This window comes from Kitasatospora sp. NPDC004531 (genome assembly GCF_053602195.1).
Genome location: NZ_JBSGDD010000014.1, coordinates 25328 through 43940 on the forward strand (window position 1 = coordinate 25328; position 18613 = coordinate 43940).

Sequence of the window (18613 nt, forward strand, 5' to 3'; positions counted from 1 at the left end):
GGCGAGGGCCCGAATGGAATAGGGCCTTGATCTGACGGATCTTCATATCGGCCTGTTCGGAAACCACTTGGCGGCGAAGTCGACCGCCTCGCGAATCGGCATCAGGAAGCAGGCGGCGTCCCCCACCGGGCCGCGCCGCAGCTCCGGCAGGCCCTGCTCCAGCTCGCGGCCCAGCAGCGGGAAGTGCGAGTCGTCCAGCCGGACGCCGGTGAACCGCTCCCACTTCCGCCCGCCGTCCGGGGTGCGCACCACGCAGCTGTACAGCTGCGTCGGAGCCTCGGGCTGCCAGTACTCCAGCAGGTGGAGCGGGGTGCAGCACCACACCGGGACGCCGATCATCAGGCAGCGCGCGCCGTCCCGGTACAGCCGGTGCGCGGGCGAGTGGGCGCCGAGATGGCTGGTCAGCGGATGGACGGCGGTCAACTCCCGGGCGGCGGGGCCGATCGCGGCGAACGAGGTCTGCGGGTGCGGGCTGCGCAGCGCGCCGGGCAGCAGCCTGACCTCCTCCGCGAGCCGCCCCATGGCGGGCGAGGCGGGGGTGGTCGCGGCGTCCCAGGCGGGCATCCGCTCGTGGTATCGCTCCAGCTCGGCGGGGGTGAGCCCGGCCGTGGCGGCCCGGTAGTACGGGGAGGTGCGGGAGTTCTCGGGCGTAGCGGTGTAGACGACCAGCGTGCCGTCCGCCCCGAGCGCCGCCATGAGCGCCTTCACCACCCCGCGCGCCCCCTCCGCGACCGGCCCGAGCGCCCGCAGCGAGGACTGCACCAGCAGCGTCTCGCCCTCCCGCACGCCCAGCGCCCGCAGGTCGTCGGCCAGTTGGCCCGCGGTGCGGGCGCCGCCGGTCGGCGCGGGCTCCGCGGCACCGGTGCGCGGGGCGGTGGCCCGCGCACCGACCGCGGTCACGGCCGGCCCGCCGCGTCCCGCCAGGCGGCCCGGCCGGCGACGACGGCCTCCTTCGCGGCCCGCTCGGTGGCCGCGCCGACCGGCACCGCCAGCGAGGGCTCCAGGGTCTGGCGCATGCCCTCGGCGAAGCGCATCCCGAGCGGGGTGAGCGAGCCGGAGTCCGCCAGCGTCACGATCGCGTCGGCGGTGTGCGCCCGCCAGGTGGCCAGCTGCAGGCGGGCGGTGGTGGCGGCGTCCCCCCGGATGCCGTCGAAGGCCCGCACCCGCGCGGCCCAGTACGCGGCCACCGCGAGGTGCGCGTAGGTGCCCTGCAGCAGCCCCTCCAGCGGGCGCGGGTCGGGCCGCCACGGCGCGTAGTACAGCTGCTGGTCGTCCCGGTCGTACAGGTCGTACTGGTCGAGCACCGCGCCGAGCTTGACGTGCTGGAACTCGTGCGCGAGCAGCAGCGCCAGCACCGGCGCGGTGGTCGGCCGGGCGATGCCGACCGCCCCGAACGCCTGCCGGGCGGCGGAGCTGATGTCGCGCCCGGCCGCCCCGGGAGCCAGCGGGGTGACGGTGCCCAGGCCCGCCGCCAGGCCCACCGCGTACTGCGGCAGGTCGCGGCCGAGCAGCTCCCAGGCCTCCCGCAACGCGCCCGCCCAGTCCAGGAATTCGCCCTCCGACAGGCGCTCCGCGACGGGCCACTGGTGGCTGTCGCGCTGCGGGTCGACGTCCTCCAGGGCCACCGTCCAGCCGGGCAGCGCGACCCGCCGGACGGGCTGCCACAGGTGGTCGCCGGGTCGGTCCCAGCGGACGGTGTGCTCCCCGCAGCGCAGCCCCTCGGCGTCGCCGCGCAGCACCGCCTCGGTGCGCCCGTCCAGCCGCAGCCGCCCGAGGGTCGGCAGGTGCAGCCAGCCGGAGCGGACCGGCAGCTGCAGTTCGAACTCCGTCCGGGCGCGGGCCGCGGCGGCGGCGGCCAGCTCGGCCAGCGTGCCGAGGTCGCCCCCCGGCTCACCGCCCAGGCTGCGCACCGCCCAGGCCCGGGTGTACGGGTGGGCGAGCACCGGGTTCAGCGCGCCGGGCGCGCGCAGGTCGGTCTCGACCAGCAGCTGCCAGGCCGGGCTGTTGCCGCTCGCCCCGACGGCGGTCACCAGCCGCCGGGAGAACCCCAGTTGGGTCTCGGCGAGGGCGCCGATCGCGGCCGGGCCGCCCAGCCCGCGGGCCAGTTCGGCGAGGTGTTCGTCGGACAGCGGCGCCCGGCCCTGGGCGGGCACGGCGGCGGTGGGCGAGACCCGGTCACGGATGGTGGTGATGAGCTTCAAGAGGTCCCCGCAGTACACGGACGGGTGGTCGAAGCCCCCGCCGGTTCGGTATCGGTGGGCGTACAGACCGCCGCCGCAGGACCTGACCACCGGGCAGGCGCGGCACTGCTCGGCGAGCCCGGCCAGGCCGGACTGCCGCTCCAGCATCCCCGGGTGCCGGGCGACCTGGTCCAGGCTGTGCGCGAACACGTCGAAGCCGGTGGCGGGCGCCCCGTCGTAGGCGGTCTTCAGGGAGTCGGCCTGCTCCAGCGTCCCGTCGGTCTCGATCACCACCAGGTCCGCCGGGTCCAGCCCGAGCGACTCGGTGAGGCTGGAGCGGCCCCGCAGCGTGCGGTGCACCGAGTCGAAGATCCGCACCGGCACCGGGCGGCCCTGCGCCGTCCAGTGCCGGTGGATCGTCAGCAGCCAGTCGGCGTACGGCGTCGGGCCCGCGCCCTCGGGACGCGCCGGGGGATTGTCCCAAGTGGCGTGCGGCAGCAGGAAGTCGATCCGCGGCGGCCGCTCGGCGACCAGCGCCTCGTACACCGCGATCGGGTCGTTGGCGACGTCGATGGTGCACAGCAGTCCGGCGTACAGGTGCCGGAACCGCGGCTCGCGGAGCAGGGCCAGCGCCGCCAGCACCTTGGCGTGGCTGGAGCGGCCGTCGGCGAAGTTCCGGTGCCGGTCGTTGGCGACGCGGTCGCCGTCCAGCGAGACGCCGACCTTGATGTCCTGCTCGACGAAGAGCTCGCAGAACCGGCGGTCCAGCAGCACGCCGTTGGTGTGGATCCGCAGATCGAGCGCGCAGCCCTCCGGCAGTGCGGCGCGCAGCAGTTCGGCGGCCCGGCGCAGTCTGGCCGGGCCGGCCAGCAGCGGTTCTCCGCCGTGCAGTACCACGTGCACGGCGGAGAGCCGGTGGGCCGCGGCATGCTCGCCGATCCGTCCGGCGGCCCGTTCCAGCACCTCGTCCGCGGCCGCCCTGGGGCGCCCGCGCCAGCTCGTGTCCGCGTGCTCGTACACGTAGCAGTGGTCGCAGGCCAGGTCACAGCGACTGTGGACCTTCAGCACGAATTGGCTGAACGGAACGGGAACGGACATGAGGAGCGAACCGGTTCGGCAGTACCCGCCCGATCAGATCGAGGACTGGAAGGCGGCCACCGCCACCTGTCGGGCTGCCGCGGCCGGCAGTACCCGCTCGATCTGTGCGGTGAGGTCTTCGGCATCCAGTGCGGCGAGGTCGGCCAGCGTGGCGTCCTCAAGAGCGACCTGGGCCCCGGTCAGGTCTTCGGCCGGGCCGGCGGCGAGTGCAGTGGTCATGGCGTCCTTCTTCACTGAGGCGTGCGGACTGGGGAAGCGCCGCAGCCAAGCGCAAGCCGAAGCCGCAGTGTCGTTCTCTGCGGCATGACACCGGGGTCAGCATAGCGCCGAAGTCTTCCCGCGCGACCCTGATCAAAAACCTCGGGTCACTCCTTTTCCCTTGAGTCACACGGAAGTTGACGGTACGCCAGAAAACCGCGAATCACCCGCTCAGCGGTACCGTCGCTCGCCTGTCCGTGCTAACGACCGAGACTCGAACTGACGTCGACCCCGCGGCTCACGGGCAGAGCCGCTCCACCCGCCACCCCTCGCCCTCGGCGACGAAGCGCAGGCGGTCGTGCAGCCGGTTCTCCCGGCCCTGCCAGAACTCGACGGTGCGGGGAACGACCCGGTAGCCGCCCCAGAACGGCGGGACGGGGACGCCCTCGCCCTCGGGGTAGCGGGCGGCGAGGTCGGCGTAGCGCTGTTCGAGGACCTCGCGGCCGGCCACCGGGCTGGACTGCTCGCTGGCCCAGGCGCCGAGCTGGGACCCGTGCGGCCGGGTGCGGAAGTAGGCGGCGGTCTCGTCCCGGCCGACCTTCTCGACCCGGCCGCCGATCACCACCTGGCGGGCCAGGCCGATCCAGGGGAAGAGCAGCGAGGCGTTGGGGTTGGCGGCGAGGTCGGCGCCCTTGCGGGAGCCGTAGTTGGTGAAGAAGACGAAGCCGCGCGGGTCGTAGCCCTTGAGCAGGACGGTGCGCGAGGAGGGCAGGCCCTCGGCGTCGGCGGTGGAGACGACCATCGCGTTGGGCTCGACCACGCCGGCCTCGACGGCCTCGTGGAACCAGCGGGCGAACTGCCGGAACGGGTCCTCGGCCAACTGCTCCTCGGACAGGCCCTCGTGCTGGTAATGCCTGCGCATCACGGTCAGGTCCGGCAGCGGCCGCTCCTCGGCCGGCGTGGACAGGGCGCTCGGGTGGCTGTGGCGTTCCGCGGTAGGCACGCCAACATCATCCCGTACGACAAGCGTCGAGCGCCGCTCCGTCCGCGCAAACACCGCGCAGCTGCCCCCGGGGCGCCGCACCACCCGGCTGTTTCGTCCGGTTTCCGCCGCAAGCACCCCGGAAAGTCCCCCGGCGATGCCCGGGCCCACGGGGGTTCGAGTGGCGCGTGGGGGAAACATCACCGTCGTGGTGTATGGCGCAATGCACTCCGTGCCTGCCACTCTGACACCGAGTGCCAACCACCATCGGTCACCGGCGTGCCGCCCCACCACGGCCGCGCGCCGTGTCGGATCACTGAAGGAGCCGTTCTACATGTCGGACTTCGTACCCGGCCTTGAGGGTGTCGTCGCCTTCGAGAGCGAGATCGCCGAACCCGACCGCGAGGGCGGCGCGCTGCGCTACCGCGGGGTGGACATCGAGGACCTGGTCGGTCAGGTCTCCTTCGGTCACGTCTGGGGCCTGCTGGTGGACGGCCGGTTCGCGCCGGGCCTGCCCGCCGCCGAGCCGTTCCCGATCCCGGTCCACTCCGGCGACATCCGGGTCGACGTGCAGTCGGCGCTCGCCATGCTCGCCCCGGTCTGGGGCCTCAAGCCGCTGCTGGACATCTCCGCCGAGCAGGCCCGCGACGACCTCGCCCGGGCCGCCGTGATGGCGCTGTCGTACGTGGCCCAGTCGGCCCGCGGCCAGGGCCTGCCGATGGTCCCGCAGCGGGAGATCGACAAGGCCGAGACCATCGTCGAGCGGTTCATGATCCGCTGGCGCGGCGAGCCGGACCCGAAGCACGTCAAGGCCGTCGACGCCTACTGGACGTCCGCCGCCGAGCACGGCATGAACGCCTCCACCTTCACCGCCCGGGTGATCGCCTCCACCGGCGCGGACGTCGCGGCCGCGCTGTCCGGCGCGGTCGGCGCGATGTCCGGCCCGCTGCACGGCGGCGCGCCGTCCCGGGTGCTCGGCATGATCGAGGAGATCGAGCGCACCGGCGACGCGGTCGGCTACGTGAAGAAGGCCCTGGACAAGGGCGAGCGCCTGATGGGCTTCGGCCACCGCGTCTACCGCGCCGAGGACCCGCGCGCCCGGGTGCTGCGCCGCACCGCCAAGGAGCTCGGCGCGCCGCGCTTCGAGATCGCCGAGGCGCTGGAGAAGGCCGCGCTGGAGGAGCTGCACAACCGCCGCCCCGACCGCGTGCTGGCCACCAACGTCGAGTTCTGGGCCGCCATCATGCTGGACTTCGCCGAGGTCCCGGCACACATGTTCACCTCGATGTTCACCTGCGCCCGCACCGCCGGCTGGTCGGCGCACATCCTGGAGCAGAAGCGCACCGGCCGGCTGGTCCGCCCGGCCGCCCGCTACATCGGCCCGGGCTCCCGCACCCCGCAGGAGATCGAGGGCTGGGACCAGATCGCCCGCTGACACCCGCACGGGTGAATCTCTGACGGGCCGTCAGCGCCCGTGACGCCGCCACCGGGCGCGCGCACCACCCCTGACCAGGGGCAGCGCGCGCTCCGGTGAGCGCTGTCCGGTTCCACGAAGATCACGTCTCAGCGGCCGGACGGGCCGTACGGCCGGGATATTCGGGGCGATAGGGTGCGGGTGTGGCTCAGATTCAGATCCCCGCCGACAATCTGCCCAACGACGGCCGCTTCGGCTGCGGCCCCTCCAAGGTGCGCCCCGAGGCCCTGAGTGCCCTCGCCGCCACCGGAACCTCCCTGCTGGGCACCTCCCACCGCCAGGCCCCGGTCAAGAACATCGTCAAGCGCGTCCGCCAGGGCGTCGCCGACCTGTTCTCGCTGCCCGAGGGCTACCAGGTCGTGCTCGGCAACGGCGGCTCCACCGCGTTCTGGGACATCGCCGCCTTCGGGCTGGTGCGCGAGAAGTCGCAGCACCTGAACTTCGGCGAGTTCTCCTCCAAGTTCGCCTCCTCCGTGCAGGCCGCCCCGTGGCTGGCCGACCCGTCCGTCATCAAGACTGAGCCGGGCACCCACCCGCTGCCGGTCGCCGAGGCGGGGGTGGACGTCTACGCGCTCACCCACAACGAGACCTCCACCGGTGTCGCCATGCCGATCCGCCGCCCCGAGGGCGCGGACGCCGGCTCGCTGGTGCTGGTCGACGCCACCTCCGGCGCCGGCGGCCTGCCCGTCGATATCCGCGAGACGGACGTCTACTACTTCGCCCCGCAGAAGTCCTTCGCCTCCGAGGGCGGCCTGTGGCTGGCCACCTTCTCCCCGGCCGCGCTGGAGCGCGCCGCGGAGATCGCCGGCTCCGGCCGGTACATCCCGCCGTTCTTCGACCTGCCGACCGCGATCGACAACTCCTCGAAGGACCAGACGTACAACACCCCGTCGCTGTCCACCCTCTTCCTGCTGGCCGACCAGCTGGAGTGGATGAACGGCCAGGGCGGCCTGGACTGGGCGGTGGCCCGCACCGCCGAGTCCTCCTCGATCCTGTACTCCTGGGCCGAGAAGTCCTCGTTCGCGCAGCCGTTCGTCGCCAAGGCGGAGGAGCGCTCGCAGGTCGTCGGCACCATCGACTTCGACGAGTCGGTGGACGCCGCCGCGGTCGCCAAGGTGCTGCGCGCCAACGGCATCGTGGACACCGAGCCGTACCGCAAGCTGGGCCGCAACCAGCTGCGCATCGCGATGTTCCCGGCGATCGACCCGGCGGACGTCGAGAAGCTCACCGGCGCGATCGACTACGTGGTCGAGCACCTGAACGACTGACCCGCCCGTCCTTCGAAGGCCCCGGTCCCCGGACCGGGGCCTTCGTCGTCCCCGCGCGTCACGCCGCGTTGGGGCCGAACTTCTCGACCATCCGCGCGGTGAACAGGTCGGCGCCCTTGAACTCGGCGATCATCGCGGCCGGTGCGACGAACGGGCCGTCCGGCGACGGAAGTTGGCCGACGCCGCCGGTGCTGCCGAGCGGCAGCATGATCAGCGGGTGGCCGAGCGGACGGTAGGTCTCGACGGGCTGTTCGCCGCGCAGTTGGGCGGAGATGTTCTTCGCCACCACCTCGGCGTGCTGCATCGCGAAGCCGGCCATGTCGGCCTCGGGCAGGTCGGCGAGGTCGCCGATCGCGTAGACGTGCCGGTGGCCCTCGACGTTGAGCCGCTCGGTGACGGCGACCCTGCCGCGCGCGGTGCGCCCCGTCAGCTTGCCGTCGGCCAGGTAGTCGCCGTTGACGGCGGCGCCGTACGCCCGGTACCAGAGGTCGGCGGTCAGCCGCTCGCCCGCGACGGTGGTGACGCTGAACTCCCCGGCCCGGCCGGCCTCGCCGGCCGGCGGTTCGACCAGGGCGGCGCCGAGCCGCAGTTCGACACCGAGGGCGTCCAGCTGCCGGTGCAGTTCCTCACGCACCTCGGGCAGGAAGCCGGGCAGCAGGGTCTCGCCCGGGTCGACCAGCACCACCCGCTTGTCCGGCCAGACCTCCTTGATCTCCCCGGCCAGCTCCAGGCCGACCGGCCCGGCGCCGAGGATCAGCACCCGCCGCGCGCCGGCCAGCTCCCGGTGCGAGGCGTGGAAGGCCTCGATCGCGTCGGCCGTGCCGTCGGCGGCCGGGTGCGCCGGGTGGCCGCGCCGGGAGCCGGTGGCCAGCACCAGGTAGTCGGCGGGCAGGTGCTCGCCGGAGGCCAGCGTCACGCCGCTCGGGTCGACCGAGACCGCCCGGTCGCGGACCACCCGCCCCTCGGTCAGCAGCGTCTCGTACGGGAAGAACAGGTTCCCCGCCCAGTCGGGCCTGGCCAGCGCCCGCAGCGAGCCGGCCACGTTGACGAACGCGTCCCGCGGGTCGACCAGCACCACCTCGGCCTCGGCCTGCAGCGCCCTGGCGACCGAAGCGCCCCCGTAGCCCCCACCGATCACGACGACGGTACGACTCATGACTCCCCACCCCTTCGGTGTCCGACGCGAACGGCGTTCCGTTCGTGCCACGAACTTAGTTGTTCGCAGCGCGAATTACCAGGCCATTCGAAAAGAAACTTCGCGCCGCGAACTACACGCCTTCCCGTGATACGCTCTCCGGATGGCGAAACCCGAAGCCGGCCCGATGAGCCTGGTCGCGGCCCTGGTGCGGTCCTCCTTCCTGGTGAACGCCGCCTACGCGCAGGCCGCCCGCGAGCAGGGCCTGACCCCGCAACAGGGGCAGCTGCTGTGCGCCCTGATGGCCCGCCCGTACGGCATGGGCGAGCTCTCCGTCACCCTCAACCTGGCCAAGTCCTCGCTCACCGGGCTGGTCGACCGCACCGCGCAGCACGGCCTGGTCCGGCGCGAGGACGACCCCCGCGACAGCCGCGCCGTCCGGGTCGCGCTCACCCCCGTGGGCAGCGCGCTCGCCGAACGCTTCTACGCCGACGCCTGCCGCCGGGTCGACGCCCTCGGCGACGGCCTGGACGCCGAGCAGCGCGAGGGGCTGGCCGCGCTGCTCGGCCGGGTGGTGCTGGACAACGAGGCCCCGGTGGTCTTCGTGGAACCCGACCGGGCCTGAGCGGGGCCTGCTCGGAACGAGCCGCTACCAGGCGTAGGCCTCCGGCGCGGGGCCGCCTCCGTTCGGGCCGGGCGGCGGGAACAGCCGGTCAAGCTCGGCCAGCAGGGCCGCGTCCAGCTCCAGGTCGAGGGCGGGCAGCGAACCGTCCAGCTGCGCCACCGTGCGCGGTCCGATGATCGGGCCGGTGACGCCCTGCTGGGCCAGCAGCCAGGCCAGCCCGACGTGCGCCGGGTCCGCGCCAGCCGCGGCGCACAGCTTCTCGTACTCCTCGATGACCCCGGCGTGCTCGGCCAGCGCCGCCGCCGAGTGCCCGCTGCCGCCGCGCGCCGCCGTGCCCTCGCGGCGCTTGCGCAGCACCCCGCCGAGCAGGCCGCTGTTCAGCGGGCCCCACGGGATCACGCCGATGCCGTAGTGCCGGGCGGCAGGCAGCACCTCCAGCTCCGCCCAGCGGGTCATCAGGTTGTACCGGGACTGCTCGGCGACCAGCCCGAGGAAGTGCCGCTCGCGGGCCGCCTCCTGGGCCTGCGCGAGGTGCCAGCCGGCGAAGTTCGAGGAGCCGAAGTACAGCACCTTGCCCTGCTGCCGCAGGACGCCGAACGCCTCCCAGATCTCGTCCCACGGCGTGTGCCGGTCGATGTGGTGCATCTGGTAGAGATCGATGCGGTCGGTGCCGAGCCGGCGCAGCGAGTCCTCGCAGGCGCGCCGGATGTGCAGCGCGCTCAGGCCGCCCTCGTTGGGGCGGCCGCCGGTCGGGATGAACACCTTGGTGGCCAGCACCGTCCGGTCCCGGCGCTCGGGCGAGCCGGCGAACCAGCGGCCGATGATCTCCTCGGTGGAGGTCTCCCCCGGCCGGGTGCCGTAGACGTTCGCGGTGTCGAAGAAGTTGATGCCGTGCTCGTGCGCCCGCGCCATGATCGCGTGGCTGTCCTGTTCGGAGGTCTCGGTGCCGAAGTTCATCGTGCCGAGCACCAGCCGGGACACCGTCAGCCCACTGCGGCCGAGCCGGGTGTACTCCATGAATTTCCGCCCCCTGCGTCGCGGCGGACCCCACGGTCGGGCCCGCGTCGCGCCCCACCCTACGGACCGACCGCCCGCGGACCGGCCGAAATCGCCCGCTCGGCGCCGGGCCGGGGCTACTTCTGCACGAGGGCGCTGATGATCACTACGGCGAGCAGCAGGACGAACGCGCCGGTGACGATCCGCATACGGGTCTTCGGGTCCACCCTTCGAGACTAGTCGGTCGCCCGGCCTACCCCTGCTCCGGCCCCTGCTTCGCGGGCAGGGCACCACCCCGGTACTCGCGCTGCCGGAAGACCGTGGGGGCGACGCCGACGCGGCGGGTGAACAGGCGGGTGAAGTACGCCGGGTCCTGGTAGCCGACCCGGCGGGCCACCGCCGCGACAGGCAGTCCGCTGGCCGCCAGCAGGTGTTTGGCCTCGTTCAGGCGGACGGTCAGCAGGTACTCCTTGGGGCTGGTCGCGCCCTGCGCGCGCACCGCGCGGCGGAGCTCCTCCACGCCCATGCCGGCCCGCCGGGCGTGGTCCGCCACCGACAGCGGCAGGCAGGCGTCCCGGCGCAGCAGCTCCATCACCGGCGCGCCCTCCGGCCCCAGGTCGGCGCGGTGCCGGTGCAGCTCCACCAGCAGCTCGTGGACCGCCGCCGACGCCTCCGCGCCCGCCGTCGGCCCGCCGCGGCGGCAGATCGCGGCGATCCGGGCGATCACCCGCTGCGCGGCCTCCGCGGAATCCAGCGGCACCACCTCGGCCTCCGGCAGCAGGCCCAGCTCGGCGTACCCGGCGGTGCCCTCGCCGGTGAAGTCGACGAAGGACTCCGCCCAGCCGTCCGCGTCCGGCCCGTAGTGGTGCGCCACCCCCGGCCGCAGCCACAGCACCGCCGGCGCCGCCACCGGCAGCCGGCGCCCGCCCGGCAGCGCGTACCAGCCGCGGCCCGAGCCGACCACCACCGCCACCCAGCGGTCCAGCACCCGCGGCCCGACCACCGGCAGCCGCCCGCGCTGCAGGCCCACGCCCAGGCACGCCAGGCCGGTGCGCAGCTGCGCCGGCCCGGGCGTCAGGTAGTGCCACCAGCGCTCCATCGTCCTCCGTCCGCGAAAGATCCCCGGACAAGTCCAACACGCCGCCCCGTTTTGTCCATGGCCCGGGCCGGTGCCTTCTTGCAGGCTAGGACGCATGCTCACCTACGACTCGACCGGTTTCAGCCTCGACGGCCGCCCGCTGCGCATCCTGTCCGGCGCGATGCACTACTTCCGCTCCCGCCCCGAGCAGTGGCCCGCCCGCCTCGCCGCGCTGCGCGCGATGGGGCTGAACACCGTCGAGACCTACGTGCCCTGGAACCTGCACGAGCCCTCGCCCGGCCGCTTCGAGCGCCTGGACGAGCTCGGCGCGTTCCTGGACGAGGCGCACCGGCAGGGCCTGTGGACGATCGTCCGGCCCGGCCCGTACATCTGCGCCGAGTGGGACAACGGCGGCCTGCCGTCCTGGCTGACCGCCCGGGTCGGCCGCCGCGCCCGCACCAGCGACCCGACGTACCTGGCCGCCGTCGACTCCTTCTTCGACGCGCTGCTGCCGCAGGTGGTCGAGCGCCAGTGGGGGCGGCCCGGCGGCACCGTGCTGATGGTGCAGGTCGAGAACGAGTACGGCTCGCACGGCAGTGACCAGGTCTACCTCCAGCACCTCGCCGACGGCCTGCGCGCACGCGGCGTCACCGTGCCGCTGTTCACCTCCGACGGCCCCGAGGACCACATGCTCGGCGGCGGCACCGTCCCCGGCGTCCTGGCCACCGTCAACTTCGGCTCCAACCCCGAGGCCTCCTTCGAGACGCTGCGCCGCCACCGCCCCGAGGACCCGCCGTTCTGCATGGAGTTCTGGAACGGCTGGTTCGACCACTGGGCCAAGCCCCACCACACCCGCGGCACCGACGACGCCGCCGACACCCTGCGCCGCATCCTCGCCGCCGGCGGCTCCGTCAACCTCTACATGGCCCACGGCGGCACCAACTTCGGCACCACCGCCGGCGCGAACCACGAGGACGCCCCCTTCAACTCCACCGACTGGACGCACTCCCCGTACCAGCCGACCACCACCTCCTACGACTACGACGCCGCCCTCGACGAACGCGGCCTGCCCGCCCCCAAGTTCGACGCCTTCCGGCAGGTCATCGCCGAGTTCGCCGCCGAGAACCCCTCGCTGGTGCACTACCTGGACGACCGCACCCCCGAACTGCCGCCCGCCGCACCGGTGCTGGCCGCGCGGGACGTCACGCTCGACGAGTTCGCCGAGCTGCCGTTCGGGGACGCCGTCGCCTCCCCCGTACCGCCGCTGTTCGAGGAACTCGGGCTCGAACACGGCCTGGTCCGCTACACCACGACGGTGCCCGCGATCAGCGACGCCCGACCGCTCACCGTCGAGAACCTCCGCGACCGCGCCGCGCTGCGGATCAACGGCAAGCACGCGGCGTCCCTCGAACGCGGCGTCGCCCCCGCGGAGGTCACCGCGAGCGGCGGCGACCGGGTCACCCTGCTCGTCGAGTCCCTCGGCCGCGTCAACTACGGCCCGCTGGTCGGCGAGACCAAGGGCATCACCGGCCTCCGCCACGAACGCCAGTACCTCCACGGCTGGCACGCCCAGCCGCTGGCGCTCGACCCGCTGCCCGCCGCGACGTACGCCCCCGGCGAGGCCGCCCCCGAGACGCTCGCCCGCGGCACCTTCGAACTCACCGCCACCGGCGACACCTTCCTCGCCGTCCCGGACGGCGACCACGGCTACCTGTGGATCAACGGCTTCCTCCTCGGCCGCTACGACCGCCGCGGCCCCCAGGTCACCCTCTACTGCCCCCAGCCCCTCCTCCACGAGGGCCCCAACACCCTCACCCTCCTGGAACTGGGCCAGGCGACCCCGACCCGCATCGAACTCCGCGAGTCGCCCGACCTCGGCTAGCAGACGCAAAGACCAGGGAGCGCACAACCAGGGGCGCGGGGAACTGCGCGAAGCGGAAGGCACCCCGTCCGCAAGATCGCGACGCAGGACAATGCCCTGCACGTGATCGCGACCTTACGGACGTGGTGTGCGCTTGTCGCGCAGTTCCCCGCGCCCCTGGTGGTGCGCTCCTTGTCCGCCCACCCGCCAGCTCTCGATCACGGTGTACCGCGCCGGCCCGAACCCCGTCTCGCTGCGCATCAGCTGGAGGCTCGCCGCCTCCCACTCCGCCCCCCGGAAGCCGTGCAGCGCGTCGGCCAGGGCGCGAAGCCCGCCGGCGCTTGCGCGGGTACGGGCCAGCGTGAGGTGCGGGTGGAAGCGGTGGTCGTCCGTGACGTCCAGCGCGTCGCGGACCGCTTCGGCGAGCCGTCGCAGTGCGGCGGTCTCGCCGGTGACGCCGCACCACAGGACCCGGTCGCCGAAGGTGCCCGCGCCGGCCAGGCGCAGCCGGTGCGGGTGGTGTTCGGCGGCGACGCCCGCCAACTTCCGTGACAGTTCCGGCACTTCGTCCGAGGGAACGTCCCCCAGGAAGGCCAGTGTCAGGTGCCACCCGGCACTCTCGCTCCAGCGCAGCCGGTCCGCCCCGGGCAGGTCGCGCAGCGGGGCGGCCGCGGCAGCGAGCTGCTGGACGGCGCGGGCGGGCGGGGTGACGGCGACGAAGAGCCTCATCCCGTCATCCTCCCCCACCCCGCGCCTGCGCAGGAGCCCCGCGCAGCCGATCAGCAGGCCGTCGCCAGGTCGTCCTTCTGCACCACCGAGAACACCCGGCCGCGGGCCCGCACCGGGTGCAGGTCGAGGCGCAGGCGCAGTCCGCCGATCCGGCCGAGGACCAGGGCGACCACGCCGGCGGCCGCGGCGGAGACCAGTCCGCAGGCGAGCAGGCCGAGGCGGGGTCCGTACTGGGCGGTGATCCAGCCGACGAGCGGGGCGCCGATGGGGGTGCCGCCGGTGAAGACCAGGACGAGCAGGCCCATGACGCGGCCGCGCATCTCGGGGTCGGTGCCGAGCTGGAGCGCCGCGTTGACGGAGGTGTTGAAGGTCAGGCCGAAGACGCCGATCAGGGTGAGCAGCAGCGCGAACGTCCAGTAGCCGGGCGCGAACGCGGCCGTGATCTCCAGCGCGCCGAAGGCCAGCGCCGCGAAGACCAGGCGGCGCAGCCGGGGCGCGCCGCGCCGTGCGGCGAGCAGGGCGCCGGTCAGCGAGCCGACCGCCATCGCGGTGTTGAGCAGGCCGTACGCGCCGGCGCCGACGTGGAAGGTGTCGTGGGCGAAGCCGGCCAGCAGGGTCGGGAAGTTGAACCCGAAGGTGCCGATGAAGCCGGCCAGCACCATCGGCCAGAGCAGTTCGGGGCGTTCCCGGACGTAGCGCAGGCCTTCGCGGAGCTGTCCGCGTTCGCGGGCGATCCGCTCGACGGGGCGCAGTTCGCTGCTGCGCATGGCGAGCAGGCCGCCGATGACCGCGGCGAAGGACAGCGCGTTGAGCGCGAACGCCCAGCCGCTGCCGACGGCGGCGATGAGCGCGCCGGCCACGGCGGGGCCGACCAGCCGGGCGGTCTGGAAGTTGGCGGCGTTCAGGCTGACCGCGTTGGCGAGGTCCTTCGCGGGGACCATTTCGCTGACGAAGGCCTGCCGGGTCGGGTTGTCGACCACGGTGACGAGGCCGAGCAGCAGCGCGAACAGGTAGACCGCGACGGGGGTGACGGTGCCGGTGATGGTGAGCGCGGCGAGGCCGACGGCGAGCAGGCCCATCGCGCCCTGGGTGGCGATCAGCAGGCGGCGCTTGGGCAGCCGGTCGGCGAGGACGCCGCCCCACAGGCCGAACAGCAGCATGGGCAGGAACTGCATGGCGGTGGTGATGCCGACCGCGAAGGGGCTGCCGGTGAGGCTGAGGACCAGCCAGTCCTGGGCGATGCGCTGCATCCAGGTGCCGGTGTTGGAGACCACCTGGCCGGCGAAGTAGTACCGGTAGTTGCGGATGCGCAGGGACGAGAACATCCCTCCCGGGCGGGTGAACCGGCCCGGCGAAGCGGCGGGGAGCTCCGCCGCGGTGCGTTCCTCGGGGTCGTCGTCGCCGCTGCCCGGCAGGCCCGTGGGAGCGGGCGCCTGGGTCTGCGCGGCGGGGGCGCCGGTGGGCGCGGGTTCGGCGGCGGCCGTTTCGTCGGTGAACGGTTCGTCGGTGCGCTGCCCGGCGGGTCGGGCGGTGATGCGTCGGGGGTCGGTGCGGAAGTCGGTGCGGATGGTCGCGGTGCGGATCGCGGCGGCGCGGGCGGCCGGCGGTGTCACAGTGGTCTCCCCTCGACGCGCCGCGACCGTGGAAGCGGTCGCGGCGCGGTGTGTGGCGCTGGTGGGTGCTGCGGTGATGCGGTTCTCCTTCGTTCGCCCTGAGACGGCGGGGCCTGGCGGCCCTTACAGGTGGGCCAGTTTGTAGAGGACGGGTGCGGCCGCCTTGAGCCGTTCCCACTCGTCCTCGTCGAGGCCCTCGGCGAGTTCGGCCAGCCAGGCGTTGCGCCGGCGGCGGGACTCGTTGAGGATCTGCTCGGCCTGTTCGGTGCTGCTGACCACCACCTGTCGGCGGTCCTCCGGGTGCGGCTCGCGCCGTACCAGGCCCTTCTCCTCCAGCATCGCGATGATCCTGGTCATGGAGGGCGGCTGGACGTGCTCCTTGCGGGCCAGCTCGCCGGGCGTCGCCTTGCCACAGCGGGCAAGCGTGCCGAGCACCCCCATCTCGGTGGGGCTCAGCGACTCCTCGACCCTCTGGTGTCGCAACCGTCGGGCCAGGCGCATCGCGGACGACCGCAGCTGGCTTACCGCCACCAGGTCGTCCTCGGACATCTCGGGCATGTCCTTAGCCTACGTCATTACCAAGGCTAAAGAAAATTGATTTCGATCACCCCGCTGACCGGCCCGGATGCCCGAGGTCAGTCGGCGCTGAGCTGGAAACCGAGCCGTCCGAAGCGCAGGCGGTCGCCGGGGCGGACGACGGTGCCGCCGGCCAGGCGGCGGTCGTTGACGAAGGTGCCGTTGGCGGAGCCGAGGTCGTGGAGCAGCCAGCGGCCGTCCTCGAAGCGCAGCTCGGCGTGCCGCCGGGAGACGGTCGCGTCGCCGAGGCGCAGGTCGGAGCCGGTCATCCGGCCGATCAGCAGGCGGCCGACGGCGGGGTCGGGCAGGCACAGCCGGGTGAGCTGCTCGGTGTGCCAGGTCTGCCGCAGCCGGACGTTCAGCGCGGAGACCTTGGCGACGGTGCGCAGCAGCATCCGCGAGACCGGGCCGTAGGTGCGCAGGTCGCTGACCACGTCGGCGAGCTCGGCGCGGCTGCGGGCGGTGAGCACGAGCTCCATGCGGCGCACGAAGGTGTCGTGCGAGAGGCGGCCGCTGCCGACGCCGTCCCGCAGCACTTCCAGCGCGCTGTCCCGCTCGCCCTGCGAGGGGCGGGCCAGTTCGGTGCGGAACTCCGGTGCGCTCATGGCGCGATTGTCGGCCGGGCGGGGCGCGACTGTCCAGCGTGCGGCGCACCGCGATCCGTGCGCCCCTCAACTGCCGCTCCACTGGCCGCTTTTCGGTGAATCGCCCGCCCGACAGGGCCTTCCTGGCAGGATCCGGACCAGCACCGCAGAGCAGCAGGGAGCACCGCCATGCCCGTGATCGCCGTGACCGGGCACCTGGACCTCGCCCCGGCCACCGCCCGCGCGGTGCGGGCCGCCCTCGACGCGCTCCTCGCGCCCTACCCGGCAGGCGAGTTGACGGGCGTCTCGTGTCTCGCCCCGGGCGCGGACACGCTGTTCGCGGACGCCGTGCTGGCCCGCGGCGCCCGCCTGGTCGCGGTGCTGCCGAGCCCGTCCTACCCGCCGGACGGGCCCGCCTCCGCCGTCGAGCGCGCCGACTTCGACCGGCTGCGGGCCGCCGCGCACCGCGTGCTGGTGCTGCCCGCGACGGTGCTCGACGACGCCGCCTACGTCGCCGCCAACAACGAACTGCTCGCCCTGGCCGACGAGTTGGTGGCGGTCTGGGACGGCGGTCCGGGCAACGGCCCGGGCGGGACGGCCGACATGGTCGCCACCGCCCGGGCCGCCGGGGTGCCGGTGCGGGTGGTGTGGCCGCCCGGCGCGGCCCGCACCGGCCGGTGAACCGCCCTACGGCTCAAGGCGGTTCGGGCCGCGGAACAGGAAGACGGCGTCCCGGATCGACGGCAGCCCGAGGGCGAGCATCAGCACCCGGGCGAGTCCCAGGCCGAAGCCGCCGTGCGGGGGCATGCCGTAGCGGAAGCAGTCCAGGTAGCGGCCGAGCGGGCCCTCGGGGCTCGCGTCCATGCCCTTCTCCCGGGCCTGCGCGACGAGTTGGCCCAGCCGGTGCTCGCGCTGCGCGCCGGTGGTGATCTCCACGCCCTTCCACAGCAGGTCGAAGGAGTCGGTGACGGCCGGGTCCTCGGCGGGCCGCCGGTGGTAGAACGGCCGGACGGACGCCGGGAACCGGGTGACGAACACGAACTCGTGCCCGCTCTCCTGCGCGACCAGCTCACTGAGCAGCCGCTCGCCCTCCGGGTCGAGGTCCTCCCGGACGCCCTCCTCGTCCCATCCGGCGGCCCGCAGCTTCGCCGTCGCCTCGGCCATCGTCAGCCTGGGGAACGGGAGTTCGGGCACCACCACGCGGGCGCCGAGCTGGCGCCCGATCTGCTCGCCGTGCCGTTCGGCGACCCGGGTCAGCACCCGGCGCAGCATCCGCTCCTCGAAGGCCATCACGTCCTCGACCGAGTCGATCCACGCCAACTCGACGTCCACGCCGGTGAATTCGGTGGCGTGCCGGGAGGTGAAGGAGGGTTCGGCGCGGAACACCGGGCCGATCTCGAAGACCCGGTCGATGCCGGCGGCGATCGCCATCTGCTTGTAGAACTGCGGGGACTGCGCCAGGTACGCCGTCCGCCGGAAGTACCCGACCTCGAATACCTCGGCGCCGGACTCGGAGGGCGTGCCCATCAGCTTGGGCGTGTGCAGCTCGGTGCAGCCCTCCTCGGCGGCGACCTCGCGCATCGCCTGCTCGACGGTGGTCTGCACCTCGAACACCAGCCGCCGCTCGGGGCGGCGCAAGTCCAGGAAGCGCCAGTTCAGCCGCTGTTCGGGGCCGGTCTCCGGGTCGATCGGCAGCCCGGTCGCGGCGGCCGACACCACCTCGATCCGCTCCGGGACGATCTCCAGGCCGCCGAGCTTCACCACCGGGTTGGCGACCACCCTGCCGGTGACCTCCACCGCCGACTCCGGCGTCAACCCCCGCAGCAGCGCGTCCAGTTCGTCACCGCCGTCGCCGCGCCGGTGGGTCACCTGGACCGCCCCGGTGTGGTCCCGCACCACCACGAACTGCATCCTGCTCTGCAGCCGCAGCGTGTTCACCCACCCCTTGACCGTCACCGTCTCGCCCACCGAGGACGCCAGCTCACCGACGAGGGTACGCACCATGTTCAGCAACTCCCTGGGTTGCGGGCGCGTTGTTCGCGCCACGAGAAGAGCGGTAGACAGCCGCCCTGGGACCGCCCACCCTAACCGCCCGCACCCGCGCGGCACCTCCGGTTTTCCGCCGCCGAGGCCGCCGCCCGCGCCCCCGTCCGGCCGTAGGATGGCCCGACTCGGCTGCGCCAAGGGGGAGTTGACGGCCGAGCGGCATGACGCGC

Annotated in this window: 17 protein-coding genes; 5 read left to right on the forward strand and 12 right to left on the reverse strand. The window is 73.7% G+C overall.

Annotated features, from left to right (window positions below; translation table 11 throughout):
• Positions 1 to 42 precede the first annotated feature (42 nt).
• The 4 genes from ACWEMJ_RS09060 to pdxH form a co-directional block, all read right to left on the reverse strand.
• Complete coding sequence (locus ACWEMJ_RS09060; RefSeq protein WP_452136318.1) at positions 43 to 900, reverse strand: aminoglycoside N(3)-acetyltransferase; 858 nt, start codon at positions 898 to 900, stop codon at positions 43 to 45.
• Positions 897 to 3278, reverse strand: a complete 2382-nt coding sequence (locus ACWEMJ_RS09065; protein ID WP_452136319.1) for an FxsB family cyclophane-forming radical SAM/SPASM peptide maturase — start codon at positions 3276 to 3278, stop codon at positions 897 to 899. The genes ACWEMJ_RS09060 and ACWEMJ_RS09065 overlap by 4 nt, the downstream gene beginning before the upstream one ends.
• A 33-nt stretch (positions 3279 to 3311) precedes the next feature.
• A complete protein-coding gene (gene fxsA / locus ACWEMJ_RS09070) occupies positions 3312 to 3497 on the reverse strand; it encodes an FxSxx-COOH cyclophane-containing RiPP peptide (protein WP_452136320.1) in 186 nt (61 codons plus the stop codon).
• A gap of 277 nt (positions 3498 to 3774) precedes the next feature.
• On the reverse strand, positions 3775 to 4398 hold the full coding sequence (gene pdxH, locus ACWEMJ_RS09075) for a pyridoxamine 5'-phosphate oxidase (protein ID WP_452136381.1): 624 nt from the start codon (positions 4396 to 4398) through the stop codon (positions 3775 to 3777).
• 394 nt (positions 4399 to 4792) lie between these two features.
• Here pdxH and ACWEMJ_RS09080 point away from each other — a divergent pair, with 394 nt between their 5' ends.
• Positions 4793 to 5893, forward strand: coding sequence for a citrate synthase 2 (locus ACWEMJ_RS09080; protein WP_380467153.1), 1101 nt, complete (start codon positions 4793 to 4795; stop codon positions 5891 to 5893).
• Between the two features lie 182 nt (positions 5894 to 6075).
• The gene (gene serC, locus ACWEMJ_RS09085; protein ID WP_452136321.1) at positions 6076 to 7200 is read left to right on the forward strand and encodes a phosphoserine transaminase; all 1125 of its coding nucleotides are present in this window, start codon (positions 6076 to 6078) and stop codon (positions 7198 to 7200) included.
• 58 nt (positions 7201 to 7258) lie between these two features.
• On the opposite strand, the gene ACWEMJ_RS09090 is transcribed toward serC, so the two are convergent.
• Positions 7259 to 8356, reverse strand: coding sequence for an NAD(P)/FAD-dependent oxidoreductase (locus ACWEMJ_RS09090; RefSeq protein ID WP_452136322.1), 1098 nt, complete (start codon positions 8354 to 8356; stop codon positions 7259 to 7261).
• 142 nt (positions 8357 to 8498) lie between these two features.
• Here ACWEMJ_RS09090 and ACWEMJ_RS09095 point away from each other — a divergent pair, with 142 nt between their 5' ends.
• Entirely contained in the window at positions 8499 to 8960 is a 462-nt protein-coding gene (locus ACWEMJ_RS09095; protein WP_452136323.1) for a MarR family winged helix-turn-helix transcriptional regulator, read from the forward strand.
• A 24-nt stretch (positions 8961 to 8984) separates the two neighbouring features.
• On the opposite strand, the gene ACWEMJ_RS09100 is transcribed toward ACWEMJ_RS09095, so the two are convergent.
• A complete protein-coding gene (locus tag ACWEMJ_RS09100) occupies positions 8985 to 9977 on the reverse strand; it encodes an aldo/keto reductase (RefSeq protein WP_452136324.1) in 993 nt (330 codons plus the stop codon).
• 232 nt (positions 9978 to 10209) lie between these two features.
• Positions 10210 to 11055: an AraC family transcriptional regulator gene (locus tag ACWEMJ_RS09105; protein WP_452136325.1), complete on the reverse strand. Its 846-nt coding sequence runs from the start codon at positions 11053 to 11055 to the stop codon at positions 10210 to 10212.
• A 94-nt stretch (positions 11056 to 11149) separates the two neighbouring features.
• Between ACWEMJ_RS09105 and ACWEMJ_RS09110 the strand changes: the two genes are divergently transcribed.
• Positions 11150 to 12916, forward strand: a complete 1767-nt coding sequence (locus ACWEMJ_RS09110; protein ID WP_452136326.1) for a glycoside hydrolase family 35 protein — start codon at positions 11150 to 11152, stop codon at positions 12914 to 12916.
• A gap of 114 nt (positions 12917 to 13030) precedes the next feature.
• Here ACWEMJ_RS09110 and thpR read toward each other — a convergent pair whose 3' ends face one another.
• The 4 genes from thpR to ACWEMJ_RS09130 all read right to left on the reverse strand — a co-directional run bounded on the left by thpR (position 13031) and on the right by ACWEMJ_RS09130 (position 16418).
• Complete coding sequence (thpR, locus tag ACWEMJ_RS09115) at positions 13031 to 13624, reverse strand: RNA 2',3'-cyclic phosphodiesterase (protein WP_452136327.1); 594 nt, start codon at positions 13622 to 13624, stop codon at positions 13031 to 13033.
• A 50-nt stretch (positions 13625 to 13674) separates the two neighbouring features.
• Entirely contained in the window at positions 13675 to 15237 is a 1563-nt protein-coding gene (locus ACWEMJ_RS09120; RefSeq protein WP_452136328.1) for an MFS transporter, read from the reverse strand.
• 123 nt (positions 15238 to 15360) lie between these two features.
• Complete coding sequence (locus ACWEMJ_RS09125) at positions 15361 to 15795, reverse strand: MarR family winged helix-turn-helix transcriptional regulator (protein ID WP_100587541.1); 435 nt, start codon at positions 15793 to 15795, stop codon at positions 15361 to 15363.
• 77 nt (positions 15796 to 15872) lie between these two features.
• Positions 15873 to 16418, reverse strand: a complete 546-nt coding sequence (locus ACWEMJ_RS09130) for an FHA domain-containing protein (protein WP_452136329.1) — start codon at positions 16416 to 16418, stop codon at positions 15873 to 15875.
• A 168-nt stretch (positions 16419 to 16586) separates the two neighbouring features.
• Between ACWEMJ_RS09130 and ACWEMJ_RS09135 the strand changes: the two genes are divergently transcribed.
• A complete protein-coding gene (locus ACWEMJ_RS09135; RefSeq protein WP_452136330.1) occupies positions 16587 to 17078 on the forward strand; it encodes a hypothetical protein in 492 nt (163 codons plus the stop codon).
• Between the two features lie 6 nt (positions 17079 to 17084).
• Here the strand turns inward: ACWEMJ_RS09135 and aspS are convergent, their stop codons facing one another.
• The gene (aspS, locus tag ACWEMJ_RS09140; RefSeq protein WP_452136331.1) at positions 17085 to 18401 is read right to left on the reverse strand and encodes an aspartate--tRNA(Asn) ligase; all 1317 of its coding nucleotides are present in this window, start codon (positions 18399 to 18401) and stop codon (positions 17085 to 17087) included.
• Between the last annotated feature and the right edge of the window lie 212 nt (positions 18402 to 18613).

Excerpts from the sequence above, each read along its gene's own strand:
- ACWEMJ_RS09065 (WP_452136319.1), bottom strand. The coding sequence starts at position 3,278 with ATGTCCGTTCCCGTTCCGTTCAGCCAATTCGTGCTGAAGGTCCACAGT.
- fxsA (WP_452136320.1), bottom strand. The coding sequence starts at position 3,497 with ATGACCACTGCACTCGCCGCCGGCCCGGCCGAAGACCTGACCGGGGCC.
- pdxH (WP_452136381.1), bottom strand. The coding sequence starts at position 4,398 with ATGCGCAGGCATTACCAGCACGAGGGCCTGTCCGAGGAGCAGTTGGCC.
- ACWEMJ_RS09080 (WP_380467153.1), top strand. The coding sequence starts at position 4,793 with ATGTCGGACTTCGTACCCGGCCTTGAGGGTGTCGTCGCCTTCGAGAGC.
- ACWEMJ_RS09090 (WP_452136322.1), bottom strand. The coding sequence starts at position 8,356 with ATGAGTCGTACCGTCGTCGTGATCGGTGGGGGCTACGGGGGCGCTTCG.
- ACWEMJ_RS09095 (WP_452136323.1), top strand. The coding sequence starts at position 8,499 with ATGGCGAAACCCGAAGCCGGCCCGATGAGCCTGGTCGCGGCCCTGGTG.
- ACWEMJ_RS09100 (WP_452136324.1), bottom strand. The coding sequence starts at position 9,977 with ATGGAGTACACCCGGCTCGGCCGCAGTGGGCTGACGGTGTCCCGGCTG.
- ACWEMJ_RS09105 (WP_452136325.1), bottom strand. The coding sequence starts at position 11,055 with ATGGAGCGCTGGTGGCACTACCTGACGCCCGGGCCGGCGCAGCTGCGC.
- ACWEMJ_RS09110 (WP_452136326.1), top strand. The coding sequence starts at position 11,150 with ATGCTCACCTACGACTCGACCGGTTTCAGCCTCGACGGCCGCCCGCTG.
- thpR (WP_452136327.1), bottom strand. The coding sequence starts at position 13,624 with ATGAGGCTCTTCGTCGCCGTCACCCCGCCCGCCCGCGCCGTCCAGCAG.
- ACWEMJ_RS09125 (WP_100587541.1), bottom strand. The coding sequence starts at position 15,795 with ATGCCCGAGATGTCCGAGGACGACCTGGTGGCGGTAAGCCAGCTGCGG.
- ACWEMJ_RS09130 (WP_452136329.1), bottom strand. The coding sequence starts at position 16,418 with ATGAGCGCACCGGAGTTCCGCACCGAACTGGCCCGCCCCTCGCAGGGC.
- ACWEMJ_RS09135 (WP_452136330.1), top strand. The coding sequence starts at position 16,587 with ATGCCCGTGATCGCCGTGACCGGGCACCTGGACCTCGCCCCGGCCACC.
- aspS (WP_452136331.1), bottom strand. The coding sequence starts at position 18,401 with ATGGTGCGTACCCTCGTCGGTGAGCTGGCGTCCTCGGTGGGCGAGACG.